We start from the raw sequence: 16,577 nt of genomic DNA, 5'->3' as shown, positions 1-16,577 counted from the left end.
GACAGGGATCAAACCATGACGGACCTCGACAGACGGACATTCCTCGGCGCCGCCGCCGCGGGCATCGCCGCCACCAGGGCCGGCCCCAGCCGCGCGGAGACCGCCCCGATGAACGATACGACCACCACGACCAGCCACGCCGTCGACATGCCGGCCTTCGTCGACCATTCGCACCTGACGGTGATCGACCTGCCGATGCTCTCGGCCTTCTACCAGCAGGTGATGGGCCTTTCGGTGCTCGAAAAGTCGGCCTCGGGCGAAACGCTCGGCGTTGCCGGCCGGCCGCTTCTGACGCTGACGACGGGCAGCAATGCCGCCCGCGCGCCGCGCAATGCGCCGGGCCTGTTCCACACCGCCTTCCTCGTGCCGGATCGCAGGGAGCTCGGCCGCTGGCTCGCCCATGTCGCGCACAACAACGTGCCGCTCACCGGCGCCTCCGACCACCTCGTCAGCGAGGCGATCTATCTCGACGACCCGGAGGGCAACGGCATCGAGGTCTATCGCGACCGCGACCGCTCCGAGTGGACCTATGTGCCTGATGGCACGGTGAAGATGGCGACGCACCGGCTCGACCTGCAGGCGCTCTACGACGAGGCGCCGAAGGACGGCTGGACCGGCCAGGAAAACGGCACCGCCATCGGCCACATCCACCTCCAGGTCTCCGACATCGCGGAAGCGGACGCCTTCTTCCGCGACGTGCTCGGCCTCGACATCATGGCGACCTATCCGGGCGCCAGCTTCTTCGCGACGGGGAAATACCACCACCATGTCGCCGCCAATGTCTGGAACTCGCACGGCCAGCCGAAGCGCCAGCCCGGCATGACCGGCCTTGCCGACTACACGATCCGCTTCAACGAACCGGCCAGGCTGGAAACGGCACTGGACAAGCTGGACGCATTGGCGATCCCCACGACGCGCAGCGGCGACACCGTCTCGCTCGTCGATCCCTGGGGCATCGGCCTCAGGCTCTCGGCCTGAAGGCCTTGCCAAGAAGCGGTGCGAGATAATACCCCCGCACCCTCAATCGTAGAGATAGTGCTCGGCCCAGTCCTCGCGCGGCACCATGTCGCCGATGCGGTACTTGAAGGCGTTGACCTCCAGCCGGTCGGCGCTCGCCTCGCATTTGTAGGAAAGGCGATACCATTCGCCGCCGCTGCGGAAGACGGCGCCCTTCGTCCTGATCGTCGTGCCGTCGAGCTTGGGATCGCCGAAGGCATAGGCGATCACCTTGTCCGGGCGGAAGCCGCCCTTGCCGCCGCTGATCTTGTCCATCGCCTCGATGTCGCAGCGCTGTTCCAGCCGCTCTTCCGGCGTCAGCTTCTGGAGCTGGCTGCGGACGCGGGCATCGATCGCCAGCGCGGGCGATGAACAGAGCGGCGCGAGCGCCAGGGTGCAAAGGGCGATGGAAAGCCCGCCTGCCTGTCGTTTCAACTGTCGGCCTCCTCTTCGTGGCGCCATTTCCGACACCTTAATTCGGGGTTAACGGGCAATATGTCGATTTCGCGACGGTGGCAACCCACCGCAGGTTTCACCCCACAGGGCGGAACTTCCGTACGCCTCGCGCGTTTCCGGCGCCAAAGAGGGGCTACATCATGCACGACATCTCTGGAAAACCGGCCGAACGGCGGCTCTTGCGGGGCAGCATCGACATCGAAAAGGACCTTTCGGAAGACGCGCCACGCCGCTACGCGCTCGACATCGCCGCCGCCTGGGCGGCGATCGGCATCTTCGCCATCATGGCGATGGCCGTCGTCTATCTCATGGCGCCGATCCTCATTCCGCTGTCGCTGGCGGTCGTCACCGGCCTCATCTTCGGCGTGGCGGCGGAAAAGCTCACCGAACTCGGCATTCCGCCGCTGCCGACGGCACTGCTTTTGGCCGGCGCCTTCGGGGCCGGCGTCTTCTTCATCGCCGGCCTGCTTGCCGAGCCGGTCACCCAGCTCGCCGCCAACGCGCCCGACCTGGTGCGCGGGGCCTATGACCGCATCACGCCGCTCTTCTCCCGTTTCGGCTGGCTGAGCATCAGCCCGCAGACCTTCGAGAGCGGCCAGATGTCGATGGAGAAGGTGCTGGAGAACACCGGCAGCATCCTCGGCATCCTCTCGGCCAGCCTTACCCCCGCCCTGCTGCAGGCCATGATCTTCTTCGCCGCGCTGGTGCTCTTCCTCTCCGCGCGGCTGAAGCTGCGCCAGATGCTCATCATGGCCTTTCCGCGCCGCGGCCAGCGGCTCGCCGCCATCCGCGTCATGAACGCCATCGACAGCGCGCTCGGCTATTATTTCGCCACCGCGGCGCTGGTCTACGGTGCGCTCGGCATCGTCACCGCCCTCATCACCTGGGGCGGCGGGCTGGCCATGCCCGTGCTGTGGGGGCTGTTCGCCTTCCTCTCCTCGTTCGTTCCCTTCCTCGGCGTGACGCTGATGACCATCGCGCTCGGCACCGCCGGCCTTCTCACGCACGAGACGCTGATGATGGGCCTCCTGCCGGCGCTCGCCTTCTTCCTCGTGCACCTCGCCATGGAAAACCTCGTCATGCCGGCCGTGATGGGCAAGCGGCTGGAGGTCAACGCCTTCATCATCTTCACCGCCATCATCTTCTGGACCTGGATGTGGGGCGCGGCCGGCGCCATGCTCGCCCTGCCCCTCTCCATCATCGGCATGACCATCGCCGACGAGCTGCGCCCCGCCAAGCGCAAGGCCCGCCGCAGCCTGCCCGGCTGACAAACCGCCGCCCCCTCGCCAGCCCGCTTGCGCATGAACATTATACATTATATGAAAATGTATAATGTTTTGGCGATGACTGGAAGGATACCCCGCGTGAGTACGACCAACCCGCCCGGCGGCGCCGGGACCATGCCGCCGCAGGCCATGGAAGCGCGGGCGGCGGAGGTCGCAGGCCTGCTGAAGACGCTCGCCCATCCGGCCCGGCTGATGCTGGTCTGCACCCTCATCGAGGGCGAGTTCTGCGTCGGCGACCTCGAACGGCGGCTCGGCATCCACCAGCCGACGCTCTCCCAGCAGCTCAACGTGCTGCGCGAGGCCGGCATCGTCGAGACGCGCCGCGAGGGCAAGCAGATCTTCTACCGCCTCACCGCCGAAAAGGCCGCAAGGCTCGTCGGCGCGCTCTACACGATCTTCTGCACGGACGGGGACAGCCCATGACCGCCTATCTTCCCGCCCTTCTCGGCGGCATGCTGATCGGCCTTGCCGCCGCGCTGCTGCTCGTCCTCAACGGCCGCGTCGCCGGCATCAGCGGTATTGTCGGCCGGCTCGCGGAGGGCAGCAATGTCGCCGTCAACGCCGCCTTCGTCGCCGGCCTCCTTCTCGGCCCCGTCCTCTACCGCGGCCTTGCCGGCGGCTGGCCGGCCGTCACCATTACCGCGCCGCTGCCGCTCATCGCCGCCGCCGGCCTCCTCGTCGGCTTCGGCACGCGCATGGGTTCCGGCTGCACCAGCGGCCACGGCGTCGTCGGCCTTGCCCGGCTTTCGCCGCGCTCCTTCGCCGCCGTCGCCAGCTTCCTCGTTGCCGGCGTGCTCGCCGTCGCGCTCCTGCGGAGTTCCGGCCTGTGACCCGCTTTCTCCCGCAAATCCTGTCGGCGCTCGCCTGCGGCGCGCTCTTCGGCCTCGGCCTTGCCCTTTCCGGCATGCTGGACCCGGCACGCGTGCAGGGCTTCCTCGACCTTGCCGGCGCCTGGGATCCAAGCCTTGCCTTCGTGCTCGGCGGCGCCGTCGCCGTCATGGCGCTCGGCCTCGTCCTTGTCCGCCGCCTGGCCCGCCCGGCCTTCGCCGAGGGCTTCCACCTGCCCGACACCCGCCCCGTCGACCGCAGACTGATCCTCGGCTCGGCGCTGTTCGGCCTCGGCTGGGGGCTTGGCGGCTTCTGCCCCGGCCCGGCGCTGGCCGCCCTTTCGCTCGGCCGGGCAGAACCTCTCGTCTTTGTTACCTGCATGGTGGCGGGCATGGTGCTGCACGACCGGCTTTTCGCCCGCCGCGCGGGCTGAGCGCTTGATGCGGGCCGCCGGGCTCTCTATCTCTCTGGTCCCGCCTACCGATTTGCCGGAGTGATCCCTTGCCCGTCTTCAAAAACCTGCCCGCCGCCCCCGTCGCCGCCAAGAAGCCGGTCTCCGATACCCGCCACGGCATCACCCGCACCGACGACTATGCCTGGTTCCGCGACGAGAACTGGCAGGCGATGTTCAAGGACCCCTCGATCCTGCAGCCGGAGATCCGCGCGCATCTGGAGGCGGAGAACGCCTACATGACGGCCGCGATGGCCGATACGGAGGCGCTGCAGAAGACGCTGTTTGCCGAGATGCGCGGCCGCATCAAGGAGGACGACAGCTCCGTGCCCATGAAGGACGGTCCCTTCGCCTACGGCACCGCCTATGTCACCGGCGGCGAGCAGCCGCGCTATTTCCGCGAGCCGCGCGAGGGCGGCGAACGGACCATCCTGCTCGACGGCGACAAGGAGGCGGCGGGCAAGGACTATTTCCGTCTGTCCGGCATCGACCATTCCACCGACCATTCGCTCGGCATCTGGGGCTATGACGACAGGGGCTCGGAATATTTCACGCTGAAGGTGCGCGACCTTGCGACCGGCGAGGACCGCAGCGACGAGCTCGCCAATACCGGCGGCGACGGCGTCTGGGCGCCGGATGCCAAGAGCTTCTTCTACACCGCGCTTGACGAGAACCACCGCCCGTCGAAGATCTTCCATCACATCCTCGGCGAGCGTCAGGAGAACGACCGCCTCGTCTACGAGGAGAAGGATGCCGGCTTCTTCATGTCGGTCGGCGGCTCGCTGATCGACGACTTCATCTATATCGACATCCACGACCACGAGACGAGCGAATACCGCCTGCTCTCCACCAAGGACCTTCTCGCCAACCCGGTCGTCGTCGCGCCGCGCCAGACCGGCCTCGAATATTCGATGACCGAGGGCGGCGACGTCTTCTACATCCTCACCAATGCCGACGGCGCCAAGGACTTCAAGATCATGCAGACGCCGGTGACGGCGCCGGGCCGGGAGAACTGGACGGAGGTCGTGCCGCACCGCCCGGGCACGCTGATCCTCAACCACATGGCGTTTGCCCGCCACCTCGTCTGGCTGGAGCGCCACGAGGGCCTGCCGCGCATCGTCGTGCGCGAGCGGGAAAGCGGCGAGGAACACGCCATCGCCTTTGCGGAGGAGGCCTATTCGCTCGGCCTTTCCGGCGCGGCGGAATACGACACCGACGTCATCCGCTTCTCCTACTCCTCGATGACGACGCCCTCGCAGCTCTTCGACTACGACATGGCGACGCGCGAGCGCACGCTCCTGAAGACGCAGGAAGTGCCCTCCGGCCACACGATCGACGACTACGTCACCCGCCGCGTCTTCGCGCCGGCCCCGGACGGCGAGAGCGTGCCGGTCACCCTGCTCTACCGGAAGGATACGCCGCTCGACGGTTCCGCGCCGTGCCTGCTCTACGGCTACGGCGCCTACGGCATCACCATCCCCGCCTCCTTCAACACCAATTGCCTGTCGCTGGTCGACCGCGGCTTCGTCTATGCCATCGCCCATATCCGCGGCGGCAAGGACAAGGGCTTTGCCTGGTACGAAAACGGCAAGATGGACAGAAAGACCAATACCTTCAAGGACTTCATCGCCGCCGCTGATTATCTGAATCAGGAGAAGTTCACGTCCTACGCGAAGATCGTCGCCGAGGGCGGCTCGGCCGGCGGCATGCTGATGGGTGCGGTCGCCAACATGGCGCCGGAAAAGTTCGGCGGCATCATCGCCGCCGTGCCCTTCGTCGACGTGCTCAACACCATGCTGGACGACACGCTGCCGCTGACCCCGCCGGAATGGCCGGAATGGGGCAACCCGATCGAGAGCAGGGATTTCTACCAGCTCATGGCAAGCTACTCGCCCTACGACAATGTGGAGGCGAAGCCCTATCCCGCCATCCTCGCGCTTTCCGGCCTCACCGACCCGCGCGTCACCTACTGGGAGCCCACCAAATGGGTGGCCCGGCTGCGCGAAAAGACGACCGGCTCCGAACCGATCCTCCTCAAGACCAACATGGGCGCCGGCCACGGCGGCGCCTCGGGCCGCTTCCAGCGCCTGGAGGAAATCGCCTTCGAATATGCCTTCGCGATCAAGGTGGCGGGGAAGATGTGATGGCGGTCCGGGAAAGGGCTTAGCCCCTCATCCCGCTGCCGCGACCTTCTCCCCGCAAGCGGGGAGAAGGAAGCAAGCCGTGAGGCTTTCCTGCATTCGACCATCTCCTCCTGGTGGGAAACCAGTGCAGCAAATCCCTTCTCCCCGCCTGCGGGCAGAAGGTGCCGGCAGGCGGATGAGGGGCGGTTGCAGCTTCGCCCCTACCGGAACGCCGCCACGCAGGCCTGCAGATCGCTCAGCATGGCGCTGGACCCTTTCAGGCTCGTGCGCACGTCGCCGATGCGGATGTGGTTGCCCCGCTTCAGCGCGTCGATCACCGAGCGATCGCGGCCGAGGTCGTAGGCGATCTCGCTGCGGCCGTAGGCCTTGCCCTTGATGTCGTAGCCCTCGCCGTCGTCGATCCAGTATCGCGCATCGCTCGTATAGTCGTCGCGGTAGTCGTAGGCCGTGTCCTGGAAGCCGAAGGTGACGTGGCCGTCGTCGTACCAGCGGAAGGCGGCGTGGCGCCCGCCCTCGCCGCGGCGCGTGGCGCGGCAGTTCAGGAAGCGGTCGCCGGAGAAGTCGGCGACGACCTCCCAGCCGCCGACCGTGCGCACGGCGCGGTAGGGGTCGGCGTCCTTGCCGTAGCCGTCGTCATGGCCGGAGGCGGCGGTTTCGCCATAGGCGTTCGTCTCGTGGCTCACGGCGCCGCCCGCCGCCGCATAGTCGTCCGCCTTCACACCCAGGGCGACATCACTGCTCCCCGCATGCTCGTCCTCCGGGAAGTCGCGCAGCGCGGCGCGGTACTTGTCGTAGAGGCCGAGGCGGCGCACGTCGACGAAGTCGAACTCGTAGTCCTCCAGCGCGCGCACGCTGTTGTCGCGCAGGCGCACGAGGCCGCGCACGCGCAGGCACCCGTCGCCGCATTCCACCTCGTCGACATATTCGCGGGCCCTGTCGTCCGGTGTCTTGATCGCGATGCCGAGGCTGTGGCGGCGTTCCTCGTTGATCGCGCGGAACATCAGGGATTGCGCGTAGCCGCGGCGATCCTCGTCGAAATAGTCGTAGATCGCGCGTTCCTCGCTGGGACTGAGATCGTCCCGGCTCGCGACATAGATGCGCCGCTCGGGGATGCTCGCCGCGGTGATGACGTTGCGCAGCCGCTCGTGCGAATAGACGGTCGTGAAGTAGGAGAGATAGTCGCAGCCTTCCGGCGGATACCAGAAGCGCACGTCGATCAGCACAAGCTGGCCGTCCTTGTAGACGTCGGAGAGCCGGCGGTCCTGCGCGTAATCGCCGAAGGTGATGCGCCCGCAGGGATCGCGCCGGTCGTTGGAGACCGTCAGATAGGGCATCTCGCCGCCATCCTCGTGGTCGCGGGAAAAGCGGCCGGCGAGAAGGTCGATCTTGCGCTTGGCGACATAGGCGAAGACGCCCTCGGGGTAGCGGCCGAGATAGCGGTCGTAGGCCTCGCGGTTGTCGGCGAGCGCGGCGAATTCGTAGAAGGCGATCTCGGCCTCGTCGACCTTGTCGTCCTTCGGGCTCAGGGCGAACTTGCCGTAGTCGGCATCGCTCTGCCAGGTCTCCTGCCGGCCCTTGCTGCGCTCCTTGACGATCTCGCCGACCTTGCGGAAGGCCTCCTCCAGCACGATGCCGGGAATGCTGATCGCATCGACGAAGGCCGAGGCGAAGGGGCTGATCGGCGTTCCCTCGTAGTCGTAGGCGGTGCCGGGCGCGGCGGCATAGGCATAGTGCACGCCCTCGGCGTCCTTCGGCTCGGCAAGCCCGTCCGGGATGTCGCGCAGCGTGAGGAACGGGTTTTCATGCGCCGCGTCGAAGAGCACGACCTTGAGGCCCTTGCCGAGCCCGCGCAGCGTCTTCGTGATCTCGGAGACGGGCAGCGAGCGGTTGCGCAGGCCCGTCACGGTGCGGCCGGAGGCATCGACCGGCAGCAGGAAATTGTCGCCGTTGATCTGCACCGCATAGCCGGAGAAATAGACGAAGAGCACCGGGTCCTCCGCCTTCTCCGCCAGCCGCGTGAAATTGTTGAGCGCGGAGAGCATGCCGAGATGGTCGGCATCGGTGACGCGCGTCACGTCGAACTCCACCCGCTCCAGCGCCTCGCCGACGAGGTCGATGTCGTTGAGCGGGTTCTCCAGCGGTTCGGCATCCTCGTATTCGGCATTGCCGATGAGGAGCGCGTAGCGTTCGGCGGCGATGGCGGCCGGCGCGGCGAGGAGAAGAAGACAGGCGGCAAGCGCCGCGATCCACCGATGGACATTCCGCTGCACGATACCCTCCCGAGACACGGTCCCGGCTCGCCGGCAACCGGACATTCGCTCACCCAATGCATGCCTGAAGAAGGGGACGGACGGCGCCGCCCGCTTATTCAGAAGGCCGTGAAATTCCATGCCGGCCGGCAACGGGCGTCAGGAGCCGGCGCAGGCCGCCGCCAGCGTGCTGATCGCCGCCTTCGACCCTGTGAGGGGGAAGGCGAGCGGCTCGAATGCCGTTGCCGGATAGGCGATCGTCAGCGCCCTGCCGGCCTTGAGGCGCTCGGCCAGCGGGCCGGTTATCGGGAATTCGCTGACCATCGCGCCGTCCATCGCCTCGTGATGCGCGGGCCGGTCGAAGGCCTCGCCATCGATGGAAAGGCGCAGCGGGCTGGAGAAGTCCCCGCCGTCGCCCGGCGGGAAATCCAGCGCCGCGGCAGCGAGGAACCGCAGGCTGAGCCGGCCTTCGGGGCCGCATTTCAGGAGGAGGTTGCTTTCCCGCGCCCCGGCCCCCACGCAGACCGAGGCCACCATGACCGGCCCCTCCTCCTCCTCGGAAATGCCGGCGCTCCAGGCGCCGCAGGTTTCCGCGAAGGCGACGGACGGCAACAGCAAAAGGACGGCGAGCGCACGCATCTGACAGGACCCCGACTGTTGAACCGGCATGGCTTTTCGCCGGACGCTAGCACCGCACCACGGGCCCGGCAAGCGAGCGCCCCGCCGCCGGCCCTTTCAATCCGGCCGCTTGTCGCTACCTATAGGGAGACGAGACGAGAACGCCGCAAGAGGATGCCATGAGCAACGCCACCAACCCGCAGCACGGCGACGACGGCAGGCCCGTTGCCTTCGACAACAGCTATGCGCGCCTGCCGGACGTCTTCTTCGCCCCGGTCGATCCGAGCCCGGTGGAGGCGCCGCGGCTCATCGCGTTCAACCGGGCGCTTGCCGGGGAGCTCGGCCTCGATGCGGATGCGCTGGAGCGGCACGGCGCGGGTTACTTCTCCGGCAACGTGCCGCTGCCCGGTTCGCTGCCGCTCGCCATGGCCTATGCCGGCCACCAGTTCGGCCAGTTCGTGCCGCAGCTCGGCGACGGGCGGGCGATCCTTCTCGGCGAGGTGATAGACCGCAACGGCCGGCGGCGCGACATCCAGCTGAAGGGCGCCGGCCAGACGCCCTATTCGCGCCGCGGCGACGGGCGGGCGGCGCTCGGGCCGGTGCTGCGCGAATATATCGTCAGCGAGGCCATGCATGCGCTCGGCATTCCGACGACGCGGGCGCTGGCGGCCGTCGCCACCGGCCAGCCGGTCTATCGCGACCGGGTGCTGCCGGGCGCCGTCTTCACCCGCGTCGCCGCCAGCCATGTCCGCGTCGGCACCTTCCAGTTCTTCGCCGCCCGCGGCGACACGGAGAACGTGCGCGTGCTCGCCGACCACGTCATCGACCGGCACTATCCGGCGCTGAAGGGCGCGGAGCAGCCCTATCTCGCGCTGCTGGACGCCGTCGCCGACCGGCAGGCCTCGCTCATCGCCCGATGGCTCGGCGTCGGCTTCATCCATGGCGTGATGAACACCGACAACATGACGATCTCGGGCGAGACGATCGATTTCGGCCCCTGCGCCTTCATGGACCGCTACGATCCGCGCACCGTCTATTCCTCCATCGACCGCAACGGGCGCTATGCCTTCGGCAACCAGCCGATGATCGGCCAGTGGAACATCGCGCGGCTCGCCGAGGCGCTGCTTGCCCTTCTTTGCGACGACCAGGACAAGGCGGTGGAGATGGCGAATGCGGCGGTCGGCCGCTTCATGGAGCGCTTCCAGGCGCATTGGAAGGCGGTGATCCGGGCGAAGATCGGCCTTGGCGCGGATGAGGAGGACGACGACCAGGGCCTGATCCGCGACCTGCTCGTGACGCTCTACGAGCAGAAGGCCGACTATACGCTCGCCTTCCGGCGCCTTGTCGACGCGGCCGAAGGCGATGCGGCGGACGACGCGCTGCAAGACCTCCTCGAAACGCCCGGCGCGCTCACGCCCTGGCTTGCCCTCTGGCGCGCCCGGCTGGCGCGGGAGGCCGTGACGCCGCAGGCGCGCGCAGCGGCGATGCGCCGCGTCAACCCCGCCTTCATCCCGCGCAACCACAAGGTCGAGGAGGCGCTGACGGCGGCGGTCGACCATGGCGATTTCTCGCTGTTTTCGGCGCTGACCGACGTGCTGGCGCGGCCCTACGAGGACCAGCCGGCCTTCGCCGCCTATGCCGTGCCGCCGAAGCCCGGCGAGGAGATCACCGCGACCTTCTGCGGGACGTGAGGGGCGGAGGAGGAAAGCCTTTCCGGACTTCTCCCTCCTTTGCAGGCAAGGTCACCACCTGGGGAACGTGCCCCTCACCCTAACCCTCTCCCCGCAAGCGGGGAGAGGGGACTTGCCCTACGAAGCGGTGATGATCGAGGAAGCCGGTACGGCATATCTCCTTCTCCCCGCTTGCGGGGAGAAGGTGGCCGGCAGGCCGGATGAGGGGCAAGCGCCTTCCAAGGCGGCCTCGCCTCCAAAAAACATGAGTAGAAAAGTATAATTTCCTTCTCCTCCTTTTCCGGCATTGAAGCGCCACGGTTCTGCCCTAATTTCTCCAGCGTCCCTCCTTGAGCCGGACGTCTTGTCGGCCTCCTCCCCGGCCGGCAGCACCAACGGAGATCCCCATGTTGCTCACGCTGACCGCCGCCCTCATCGCCATCATCGGATTGGTGCTGACGGGCGGAGGCGGGTGGCTGCTATCGCTCGGCGGCAGCCCCTATTATCTCGTCACCGGCCTCGCCTTCCTCGTCACGGCCGTGCTGCTCCTGCGCCGCTCCGGCGCGGCGCTCTGGCTTTACGCCCTCGTCATCCTCGGTTCGCTCGGCTGGGCGATCTGGGAGGTCGGTTTCGACTGGTGGCAGCTCGGCCCGCGCGGCGGCGTCATCGTGCTCATCGGCCTGTGGCTGATGCTGCCGGCCATCCGCCGTCCGCTCGGCTTTTCCAGCCCCACCGGCACGCCCTACCCGGCCTCGGCCCTGCCACTTGCCGTTGCCGTCCTCGTCTCCATCGGCGTTGCCGGCTTTGCGATGACGCAGGACCCGCACGACGTGGCCGGCAACCTGCCGACCGACGTCGTCAACGCCACCCCCGCCCTCGGCGGCAACGTGCCGGCCGGCGAATGGCACCAGTACGGCCGCACGCCATACGGCCAGCGCTATTCGCCGCTCGACCAGATCAACACGGACAATGTCGGCACGCTCAAGGTCGCCTGGCAATACCAGACCGGCGACGTGAAGCTGCCGGACGATGTCGGCGAGACCACCTACCAGGTGACGCCGCTCAAGATCGGCGACACGCTCTACATGTGCACGCCGCACAACTGGGCGATCGCGCTCGACGCGGCGACCGGCAAGGAGAAATGGAAATACGATTCCAACTCCGGCATGAACCCCGACCGCCAGCACCAGACCTGCCGCGGCGTGACCTACTATGCCGATCCGGCCGCGACCGCCGGCACGACCTGCGCCACCCGCGTCTACCTGCCGACCTCGGACGCCCGGCTGATCGCGCTCGACGCGGCCACCGGCGACGTCTGCACCGGCTTTGCCGAGAACGGCGTGCTGCAGCTCGAACAGGGCATGCCCTACAACCCGGCCGGCTACTACTATTCCACCTCGCCGCCCGTCATCACCGACGGCAAGATCATCATCGGCGGCGCGGTGAACGACAACTACTCGACCCAGTCGCAGTCGGGCGTCATCCGCGCCTTCGACGTCAATACCGGCGCCCTCGTCTGGAACTGGGATTCCGGCAATCCCGACGTCACGACGCCGCTGCCCGAGGGGCAGGTCTATACGGTCAACTCGCCGAATTCCTGGTCCGTCTTCAGCTATGACGACGCCCTCGGCCTCGTCTATATCCCGCTCGGCAACCGCGTGCCCGACCAGCTCGGCATGGGCCGCAGCGAGCATGTGGAGAAATACGCCTCCTCCATCGTCGCGCTCGACATCGGGACGGGCGCGGTGCGCTGGGTGCGCCAGACGGTGCACCACGACCTGTGGGACATGGACGTGCCGGCCCAGCCGGCGCTGATCGACATCACGAAGGACGGCGCGACCGTTCCCGCCCTCGTCGGCCCGACCAAGCAGGGCGACATCTACGTGCTCGACCGGCGCACCGGCGAGCCGATCATCCCCTTCGAGGAGGTGGCGGCGCCGACGGGCGCGATCCCGGAGGATTTCACCGCGCCGACCCAGCCGGTCTCCGGCCTCACCTTCATGCCGCCGCCGCTGCAGGAAAAGGACATGTGGGGCATCAGCATGTTCGACCAGCTCGCCTGCCGCATCGATTTCCTGTCGTTGAAATACGAGGGCCGCTACACGCCACCCTCGCTGCAGGGCACGCTCGTCTATCCCGGCAATTTCGGCACCTTCAACTGGGGCTCCGTCGCGGTCGATCCGGAGCGGCAGGTGATGTTCGGCATGCCGACCTACCTCGCCTTCACCTCCCGCCTCGTGCCGCGTGACCAGATCCCGCCGAAGGGCCAGGACGAGAAGGGCTCCGAACAGGGTCTCAACCGCAACGAGGGCGCGCCCTACGGCGTCTTCATGGGCCCGTTCCTCGGCCCGCTCGGCATTCCCTGCCAGGCGCCGCCATGGGGCTATGTCGCCGGCGCGAACCTTGCCACCGGCGAGATCGCCTACAAGCACAAGAACGGCACGGTCATGGACATGACGCCGCTGCCGCTGCCCTTCAAGGTCGGCGTGCCCGGCATCGGCGGCCCGATGATTACCAAGGGCGGCATCGCCTTCCTCGGCGCCGCCGTGGACGATTATCTGCGCGCCTACGACCTGACGAGCGGCCGCCAGCTCTGGGAAGCCCGCCTTCCCGCCGGCGGCCAGGCCACGCCGATGACCTACACCGTTGGCGACAAGCAGTACGTGCTGATCGTCGCCGGCGGCCACGGCTCGGTCGGCACCAAGCCGGGCGACTACGTCATCGCCTATACGCTGCCGTAGCGAAGCAGGGCAACCGCACAGGGGCCGGAGGGGGCTTTCGGAGGCGGTTGCCCTTCCATGCGGAGCGCACCAAAGGCGAGTCCCGGGGGCGCAAGTCTCGCAAAAGCTGTGACGGATAGGGTTCCCGAAAATCGTTTCAGGGAGCCCTCTTCATGAAGATCGACGGTAGCCTCTACACCGCCTACGCCTTCAGCAAGCCACGCGCGGCGAGCGAGGACAGCCTCTATAACGAGACCGGCGGCAACGGGGCGGGCGGCAACGCCTCGGCCCGCAACGTGCCGACCGTCGCCCCCACCACCTCCCTCTCCTCCAGCTTTGCCAACGCGCTCTGGCTGACCCAGGCGAAACTCGACAGAACGGAGGTCGAAGGCGACGGGCTCGTCGCCGAGTTCATGGAGCTTTCCAGGATGACGGCCGTGGAACGGCTGCGCAAGGAACTGCTGGAGACGATGGGCCTCACAGAGGAAAGCCTTGCGCAGCTTCCGCCGGAGACGCGGTCGGCGATCGAGGAGGAGATCCGCCGCGCCATCAAGGAACAGCTCGGCGTCGACGAGACCGCCGACGGGGCGGAAGGGCAAGCCGCCGGCGCCGGCCGGGAGGAAGCGGAGGGCTGACCACCTCCGCTTTCGTCCGTCTTTTTCTTGCGAGGCCCGATTGACAACGGGCGGAATTTCGAGAATATCGCGTCCATGATCACGAACGCACCCATCGCCGCGACGTATTTTTGGCTGTTCCGATAAGGAGCGGCTGTTCGATCATGTCAACAAGCCGCCATCAGGCGGCTTTGTTGTTTCTGGCACCTGATGGCACAAAACCCAGGAGCCCGAAATGCAGAATACCGTCATCAAACTCGACCCCGCCGCCCTCGAACGCCCGCCGATGCTGACCATCCGCGCCGCGCGCCGGGGCGACCTGCAGCAGATCCTCGACATGATCGCCCTGCATGCCGAATGCCACGGCGACACGGCGAAGGTTTCCGCCGCCGACCTCGACCGCGACCTCTTCGGCACCCATCCCTGGATCACCGCGCTCGTCGCCGAAGCCGGCGGCCGGCTGATCGGCTACGCCCTGCTGGTGCCGATGTACCGCGCGCTGGAAGGTCTGCGCGGCATGGAGCTGCACCAGATCTTCGTGCGCAAGGACCATCGCGGCCACGGCATCGGCCGCCACCTCGTCTCCCGCGCCCGCGAGCACGCCCGCATCGCCGGCTGCGGCTACCTCTCGGTGAGCGCGGCGACCGGCAATTTCGGCGCCCACCGCTTCTACGAGCAGATGAACTTCCGGGCTGGCCCGGTCACCGGGATGCGCTATGTCCAGTCCCTGGGCTGACAATACGCTGGGGGAGGACATCGACATGGCAAAGCGACTGGCCATCGTGCTGACCGAGGGTTACGCCGACTGGGAATGCGGGCTGCTGATGGCGACGGCGCGGGGCGACTGCGGGGCCGAGACCGTGGTCCTGACGCCCGGCGGCGCGGAGGTGACCTCGCTTGGCGGCGTCTCCATCCGATCCGCCGGCAGGGCGGAGGACGCCGCGCCCGGCGATTTCGACGTGCTGGTGCTGTGCGGCGGCACGATCTGGCAATCCGGCGAGGCGCCTGACCTTTCGGCTCCGGTCGCGCGCTTCGTTTCGGCGGGCAAGCCGGTCGCCGCGATCTGCGATGCGACACTGGCGCTCGGCCGCCTCGGCCTGCTCGACGACCGGGCGCATACCGGCAACTATCGCGGACAGTTGCCGCAGGTCGTGCCCGGCTATCGCGGGGCGGCGCTCTATCGCGACCAGCCGCAGGCCGTCAGCGACCGCGCCGTCATCACCGCCTCGGGCACGGCCCCCGTCTCCTTCACGCGGGAAATCCTCGACGCCATCGGCCTCGGCTCCGCCGACCTGTTCGACTATCTCGCGCTGTATGGCGACGAGCACCGCAAGGCGCCGGGCGTGACGGCATGATCGCCCCTCCTCCGTCATGCGCGGCGCCTTGAGCCGCGCATCCACGCTCCGGGTGAGGCCTGGATCCTCGGCTCAAGGCCGAGGATGACGACAGAGGGTGGGGCAAGGTGGGCTGACACTGCGGAACTGGGCATTGCCCCCGCACCCCGCCTCAATGCGCCGGGATCGCCTTCAGATAGGCCGCGATCGCCTCGCGGTCCTCCTTCGGCAGCAGCGCCATGTTCTTCTGCACCGGCACCATGGCGCCGCCGACGCTGTCGAATTCCGGCGTGAAGCCGGTTTCGAGATAGCTGGCGATGTCGCCCGCGCTCCAACTGCCGAAGCCGCCCTCGGCCGGCGTGATGTTGGGCACGCGCCCCTCGCCTTCCGGGTTCGGCCCGCCGGCCAGCCAGAGGTCCGTCTTGAGCCCGCCGAGGACGTCGCGCGGCGTGTGGCACTCGCCGCAATGGCCCGGCCCTTCCACGAGATACTGGCCGCGCCTGATGGTCTCGTCGGCGCTCGCAAGCGCCACCCGCGGTGCCTCGTCGAGATAGAGGAACTTCCAGCCGCCGAGCGCCAGGCGCATGTTGAACGGGAACGGCAGATCATGGCCGGGCGCGACATTGCCGCTCTTCGGCAGGGTCTTCAGGTAGCCGTAGAGGTCGGCGATGTCCTGCACCGTCATGCGCGCATAGGAAGCGTAAGGGAAGGACGGGTAGAGGTGCTCGCCGTCGCGGCCGGTGCCGCGCTTCATCGCGTCGCCGAACTGCGCCAGCGTCCAGGCGCCGATGCCGGCCGTCTCGTCGGGAGAGATGTTCGGCGCGTGGAAGGTGCCGAACGGGCTCTTCAGCGCAAGGCCGCCCGCCAGCACCAGCTTCTGGTCATCGGCCGCGCCCGGCGCGGCATGACAGCTCGTGCAGCCCCCGGCATGGAAGATGCGCTCGCCGTTCGCCAGGTCCGGCGCGCCCGCCGCGGCCCAGGTCTCGGCCGGCAGCCGCTCCGGCGCGGTGATGAAGAGGAAGGCGCCGGCGCCGATCGCGCCGAGCACGACGATCCCGCCGAGAAGCTTCTTGAGTGCCATGAGAATTCCCTCTCGCCAGCCGCGCGAGCCCCGTCATCGCGGCATCCGGAAAGCCCTGTTCTTCGGCATTCCCGGCCGAGGCGATTTCGCCCCGGCCGGGAATGCCACGGATCGCGGCCACGGCGGTGCG

15 protein-coding genes are annotated in these 16,577 nt (G+C 67.9%); 11 read left to right on the top strand and 4 right to left on the bottom strand.

Annotated elements, in window-relative coordinates; all coding sequences use genetic code 11:
* The first annotated feature begins 108 nt into the window (after positions 1 to 108).
* Entirely contained in the window at positions 109 to 978 is an 870-nt protein-coding gene (locus tag EV665_RS03660) for a VOC family protein (RefSeq protein WP_245507646.1), read from the top strand.
* A gap of 42 nt (positions 979 to 1,020) precedes the next feature.
* On the opposite strand, the gene EV665_RS03655 is transcribed toward EV665_RS03660, so the two are convergent.
* A complete protein-coding gene (locus tag EV665_RS03655) occupies positions 1,021 to 1,431 on the bottom strand; it encodes a DUF930 domain-containing protein (protein WP_380687374.1) in 411 nt (136 codons plus the stop codon).
* A 161-nt stretch (positions 1,432 to 1,592) separates the two neighbouring features.
* Here EV665_RS03655 and EV665_RS03650 point away from each other — a divergent pair, with 161 nt between their 5' ends.
* The 5 genes from EV665_RS03650 to EV665_RS03630 all read left to right on the top strand — a co-directional run bounded on the left by EV665_RS03650 (position 1,593) and on the right by EV665_RS03630 (position 6,161).
* Complete coding sequence (locus tag EV665_RS03650; protein ID WP_133033136.1) at positions 1,593 to 2,720, top strand: AI-2E family transporter; 1,128 nt, start codon at positions 1,593 to 1,595, stop codon at positions 2,718 to 2,720.
* Between the two features lie 132 nt (positions 2,721 to 2,852).
* Entirely contained in the window at positions 2,853 to 3,161 is a 309-nt protein-coding gene (gene bigR, locus EV665_RS03645; protein WP_064332454.1) for a sulfite-sensing transcriptional repressor BigR, read from the top strand.
* The gene (locus EV665_RS03640; RefSeq protein ID WP_064329472.1) at positions 3,158 to 3,568 is read left to right on the top strand and encodes a YeeE/YedE family protein; all 411 of its coding nucleotides are present in this window, start codon (positions 3,158 to 3,160) and stop codon (positions 3,566 to 3,568) included. Before bigR ends, EV665_RS03640 begins: the two co-directional genes overlap by 4 nt.
* A complete protein-coding gene (locus EV665_RS03635; protein WP_133033135.1) occupies positions 3,565 to 3,999 on the top strand; it encodes a DUF6691 family protein in 435 nt (144 codons plus the stop codon). The genes EV665_RS03640 and EV665_RS03635 overlap by 4 nt, the downstream gene beginning before the upstream one ends.
* 68 nt (positions 4,000 to 4,067) lie before the next feature.
* Complete coding sequence (locus tag EV665_RS03630) at positions 4,068 to 6,161, top strand: S9 family peptidase (RefSeq protein WP_133033134.1); 2,094 nt, start codon at positions 4,068 to 4,070, stop codon at positions 6,159 to 6,161.
* 200 nt (positions 6,162 to 6,361) lie between these two features.
* Here EV665_RS03630 and EV665_RS03625 read toward each other — a convergent pair whose 3' ends face one another.
* The gene (locus EV665_RS03625; RefSeq protein WP_162852963.1) at positions 6,362 to 8,431 is read right to left on the bottom strand and encodes a caspase family protein; all 2,070 of its coding nucleotides are present in this window, start codon (positions 8,429 to 8,431) and stop codon (positions 6,362 to 6,364) included.
* 138 nt (positions 8,432 to 8,569) lie between these two features.
* Positions 8,570 to 9,049, bottom strand: coding sequence for a hypothetical protein (locus EV665_RS03620; protein ID WP_064329468.1), 480 nt, complete (start codon positions 9,047 to 9,049; stop codon positions 8,570 to 8,572).
* Between the two features lie 158 nt (positions 9,050 to 9,207).
* Between EV665_RS03620 and EV665_RS03615 the strand changes: the two genes are divergently transcribed.
* From EV665_RS03615 to EV665_RS03595, 5 genes are all read left to right on the top strand, one after another.
* The gene (locus tag EV665_RS03615; RefSeq protein WP_133033132.1) at positions 9,208 to 10,719 is read left to right on the top strand and encodes a protein adenylyltransferase SelO; all 1,512 of its coding nucleotides are present in this window, start codon (positions 9,208 to 9,210) and stop codon (positions 10,717 to 10,719) included.
* 386 nt (positions 10,720 to 11,105) lie between these two features.
* Positions 11,106 to 13,439, top strand: coding sequence for a glucose/quinate/shikimate family membrane-bound PQQ-dependent dehydrogenase (locus tag EV665_RS03610; RefSeq protein ID WP_133033131.1), 2,334 nt, complete (start codon positions 11,106 to 11,108; stop codon positions 13,437 to 13,439).
* A gap of 152 nt (positions 13,440 to 13,591) precedes the next feature.
* Complete coding sequence (locus EV665_RS03605) at positions 13,592 to 14,053, top strand: hypothetical protein (RefSeq protein ID WP_133033130.1); 462 nt, start codon at positions 13,592 to 13,594, stop codon at positions 14,051 to 14,053.
* Between the two features lie 214 nt (positions 14,054 to 14,267).
* Entirely contained in the window at positions 14,268 to 14,768 is a 501-nt protein-coding gene (locus EV665_RS03600) for a GNAT family N-acetyltransferase (RefSeq protein WP_133033129.1), read from the top strand.
* Positions 14,769 to 14,793: 25 nt separating this feature from the next.
* Entirely contained in the window at positions 14,794 to 15,387 is a 594-nt protein-coding gene (locus EV665_RS03595) for a DJ-1/PfpI family protein (protein WP_133033128.1), read from the top strand.
* Positions 15,388 to 15,538: 151 nt separating this feature from the next.
* On the opposite strand, the gene EV665_RS03590 is transcribed toward EV665_RS03595, so the two are convergent.
* Complete coding sequence (locus EV665_RS03590) at positions 15,539 to 16,453, bottom strand: cytochrome c (protein WP_425376489.1); 915 nt, start codon at positions 16,451 to 16,453, stop codon at positions 15,539 to 15,541.
* Positions 16,454 to 16,577 lie beyond the last annotated feature (124 nt).

Origin of the sequence: Shinella granuli, from assembly GCF_004341885.1 — a bacterium.
Taxonomy (GTDB): domain Bacteria; phylum Pseudomonadota; class Alphaproteobacteria; order Rhizobiales; family Rhizobiaceae; genus Shinella; species Shinella granuli.
Note: the sequence above shows the minus strand (reverse complement) of the source record. Positions and strands in the feature narration are given on the sequence as shown.

Bases quoted from the DNA above. Each gene is read 5' to 3' on its own strand.
- EV665_RS03615 (WP_133033132.1), top strand. From the start codon at position 9,208: ATGAGCAACGCCACCAACCCGCAGCACGGCGACGACGGCAGGCCCGTT.
- EV665_RS03610 (WP_133033131.1), top strand. From the start codon at position 11,106: ATGTTGCTCACGCTGACCGCCGCCCTCATCGCCATCATCGGATTGGTG.
- EV665_RS03600 (WP_133033129.1), top strand. From the start codon at position 14,268: ATGCAGAATACCGTCATCAAACTCGACCCCGCCGCCCTCGAACGCCCG.
- EV665_RS03620 (WP_064329468.1), bottom strand. From the start codon at position 9,049: ATGCGTGCGCTCGCCGTCCTTTTGCTGTTGCCGTCCGTCGCCTTCGCG.
- EV665_RS03650 (WP_133033136.1), top strand. From the start codon at position 1,593: ATGCACGACATCTCTGGAAAACCGGCCGAACGGCGGCTCTTGCGGGGC.
- EV665_RS03660 (WP_245507646.1), top strand. From the start codon at position 109: ATGAACGATACGACCACCACGACCAGCCACGCCGTCGACATGCCGGCC.
- EV665_RS03605 (WP_133033130.1), top strand. From the start codon at position 13,592: ATGAAGATCGACGGTAGCCTCTACACCGCCTACGCCTTCAGCAAGCCA.
- bigR (WP_064332454.1), top strand. From the start codon at position 2,853: ATGCCGCCGCAGGCCATGGAAGCGCGGGCGGCGGAGGTCGCAGGCCTG.
- EV665_RS03595 (WP_133033128.1), top strand. From the start codon at position 14,794: ATGGCAAAGCGACTGGCCATCGTGCTGACCGAGGGTTACGCCGACTGG.
- EV665_RS03640 (WP_064329472.1), top strand. From the start codon at position 3,158: ATGACCGCCTATCTTCCCGCCCTTCTCGGCGGCATGCTGATCGGCCTT.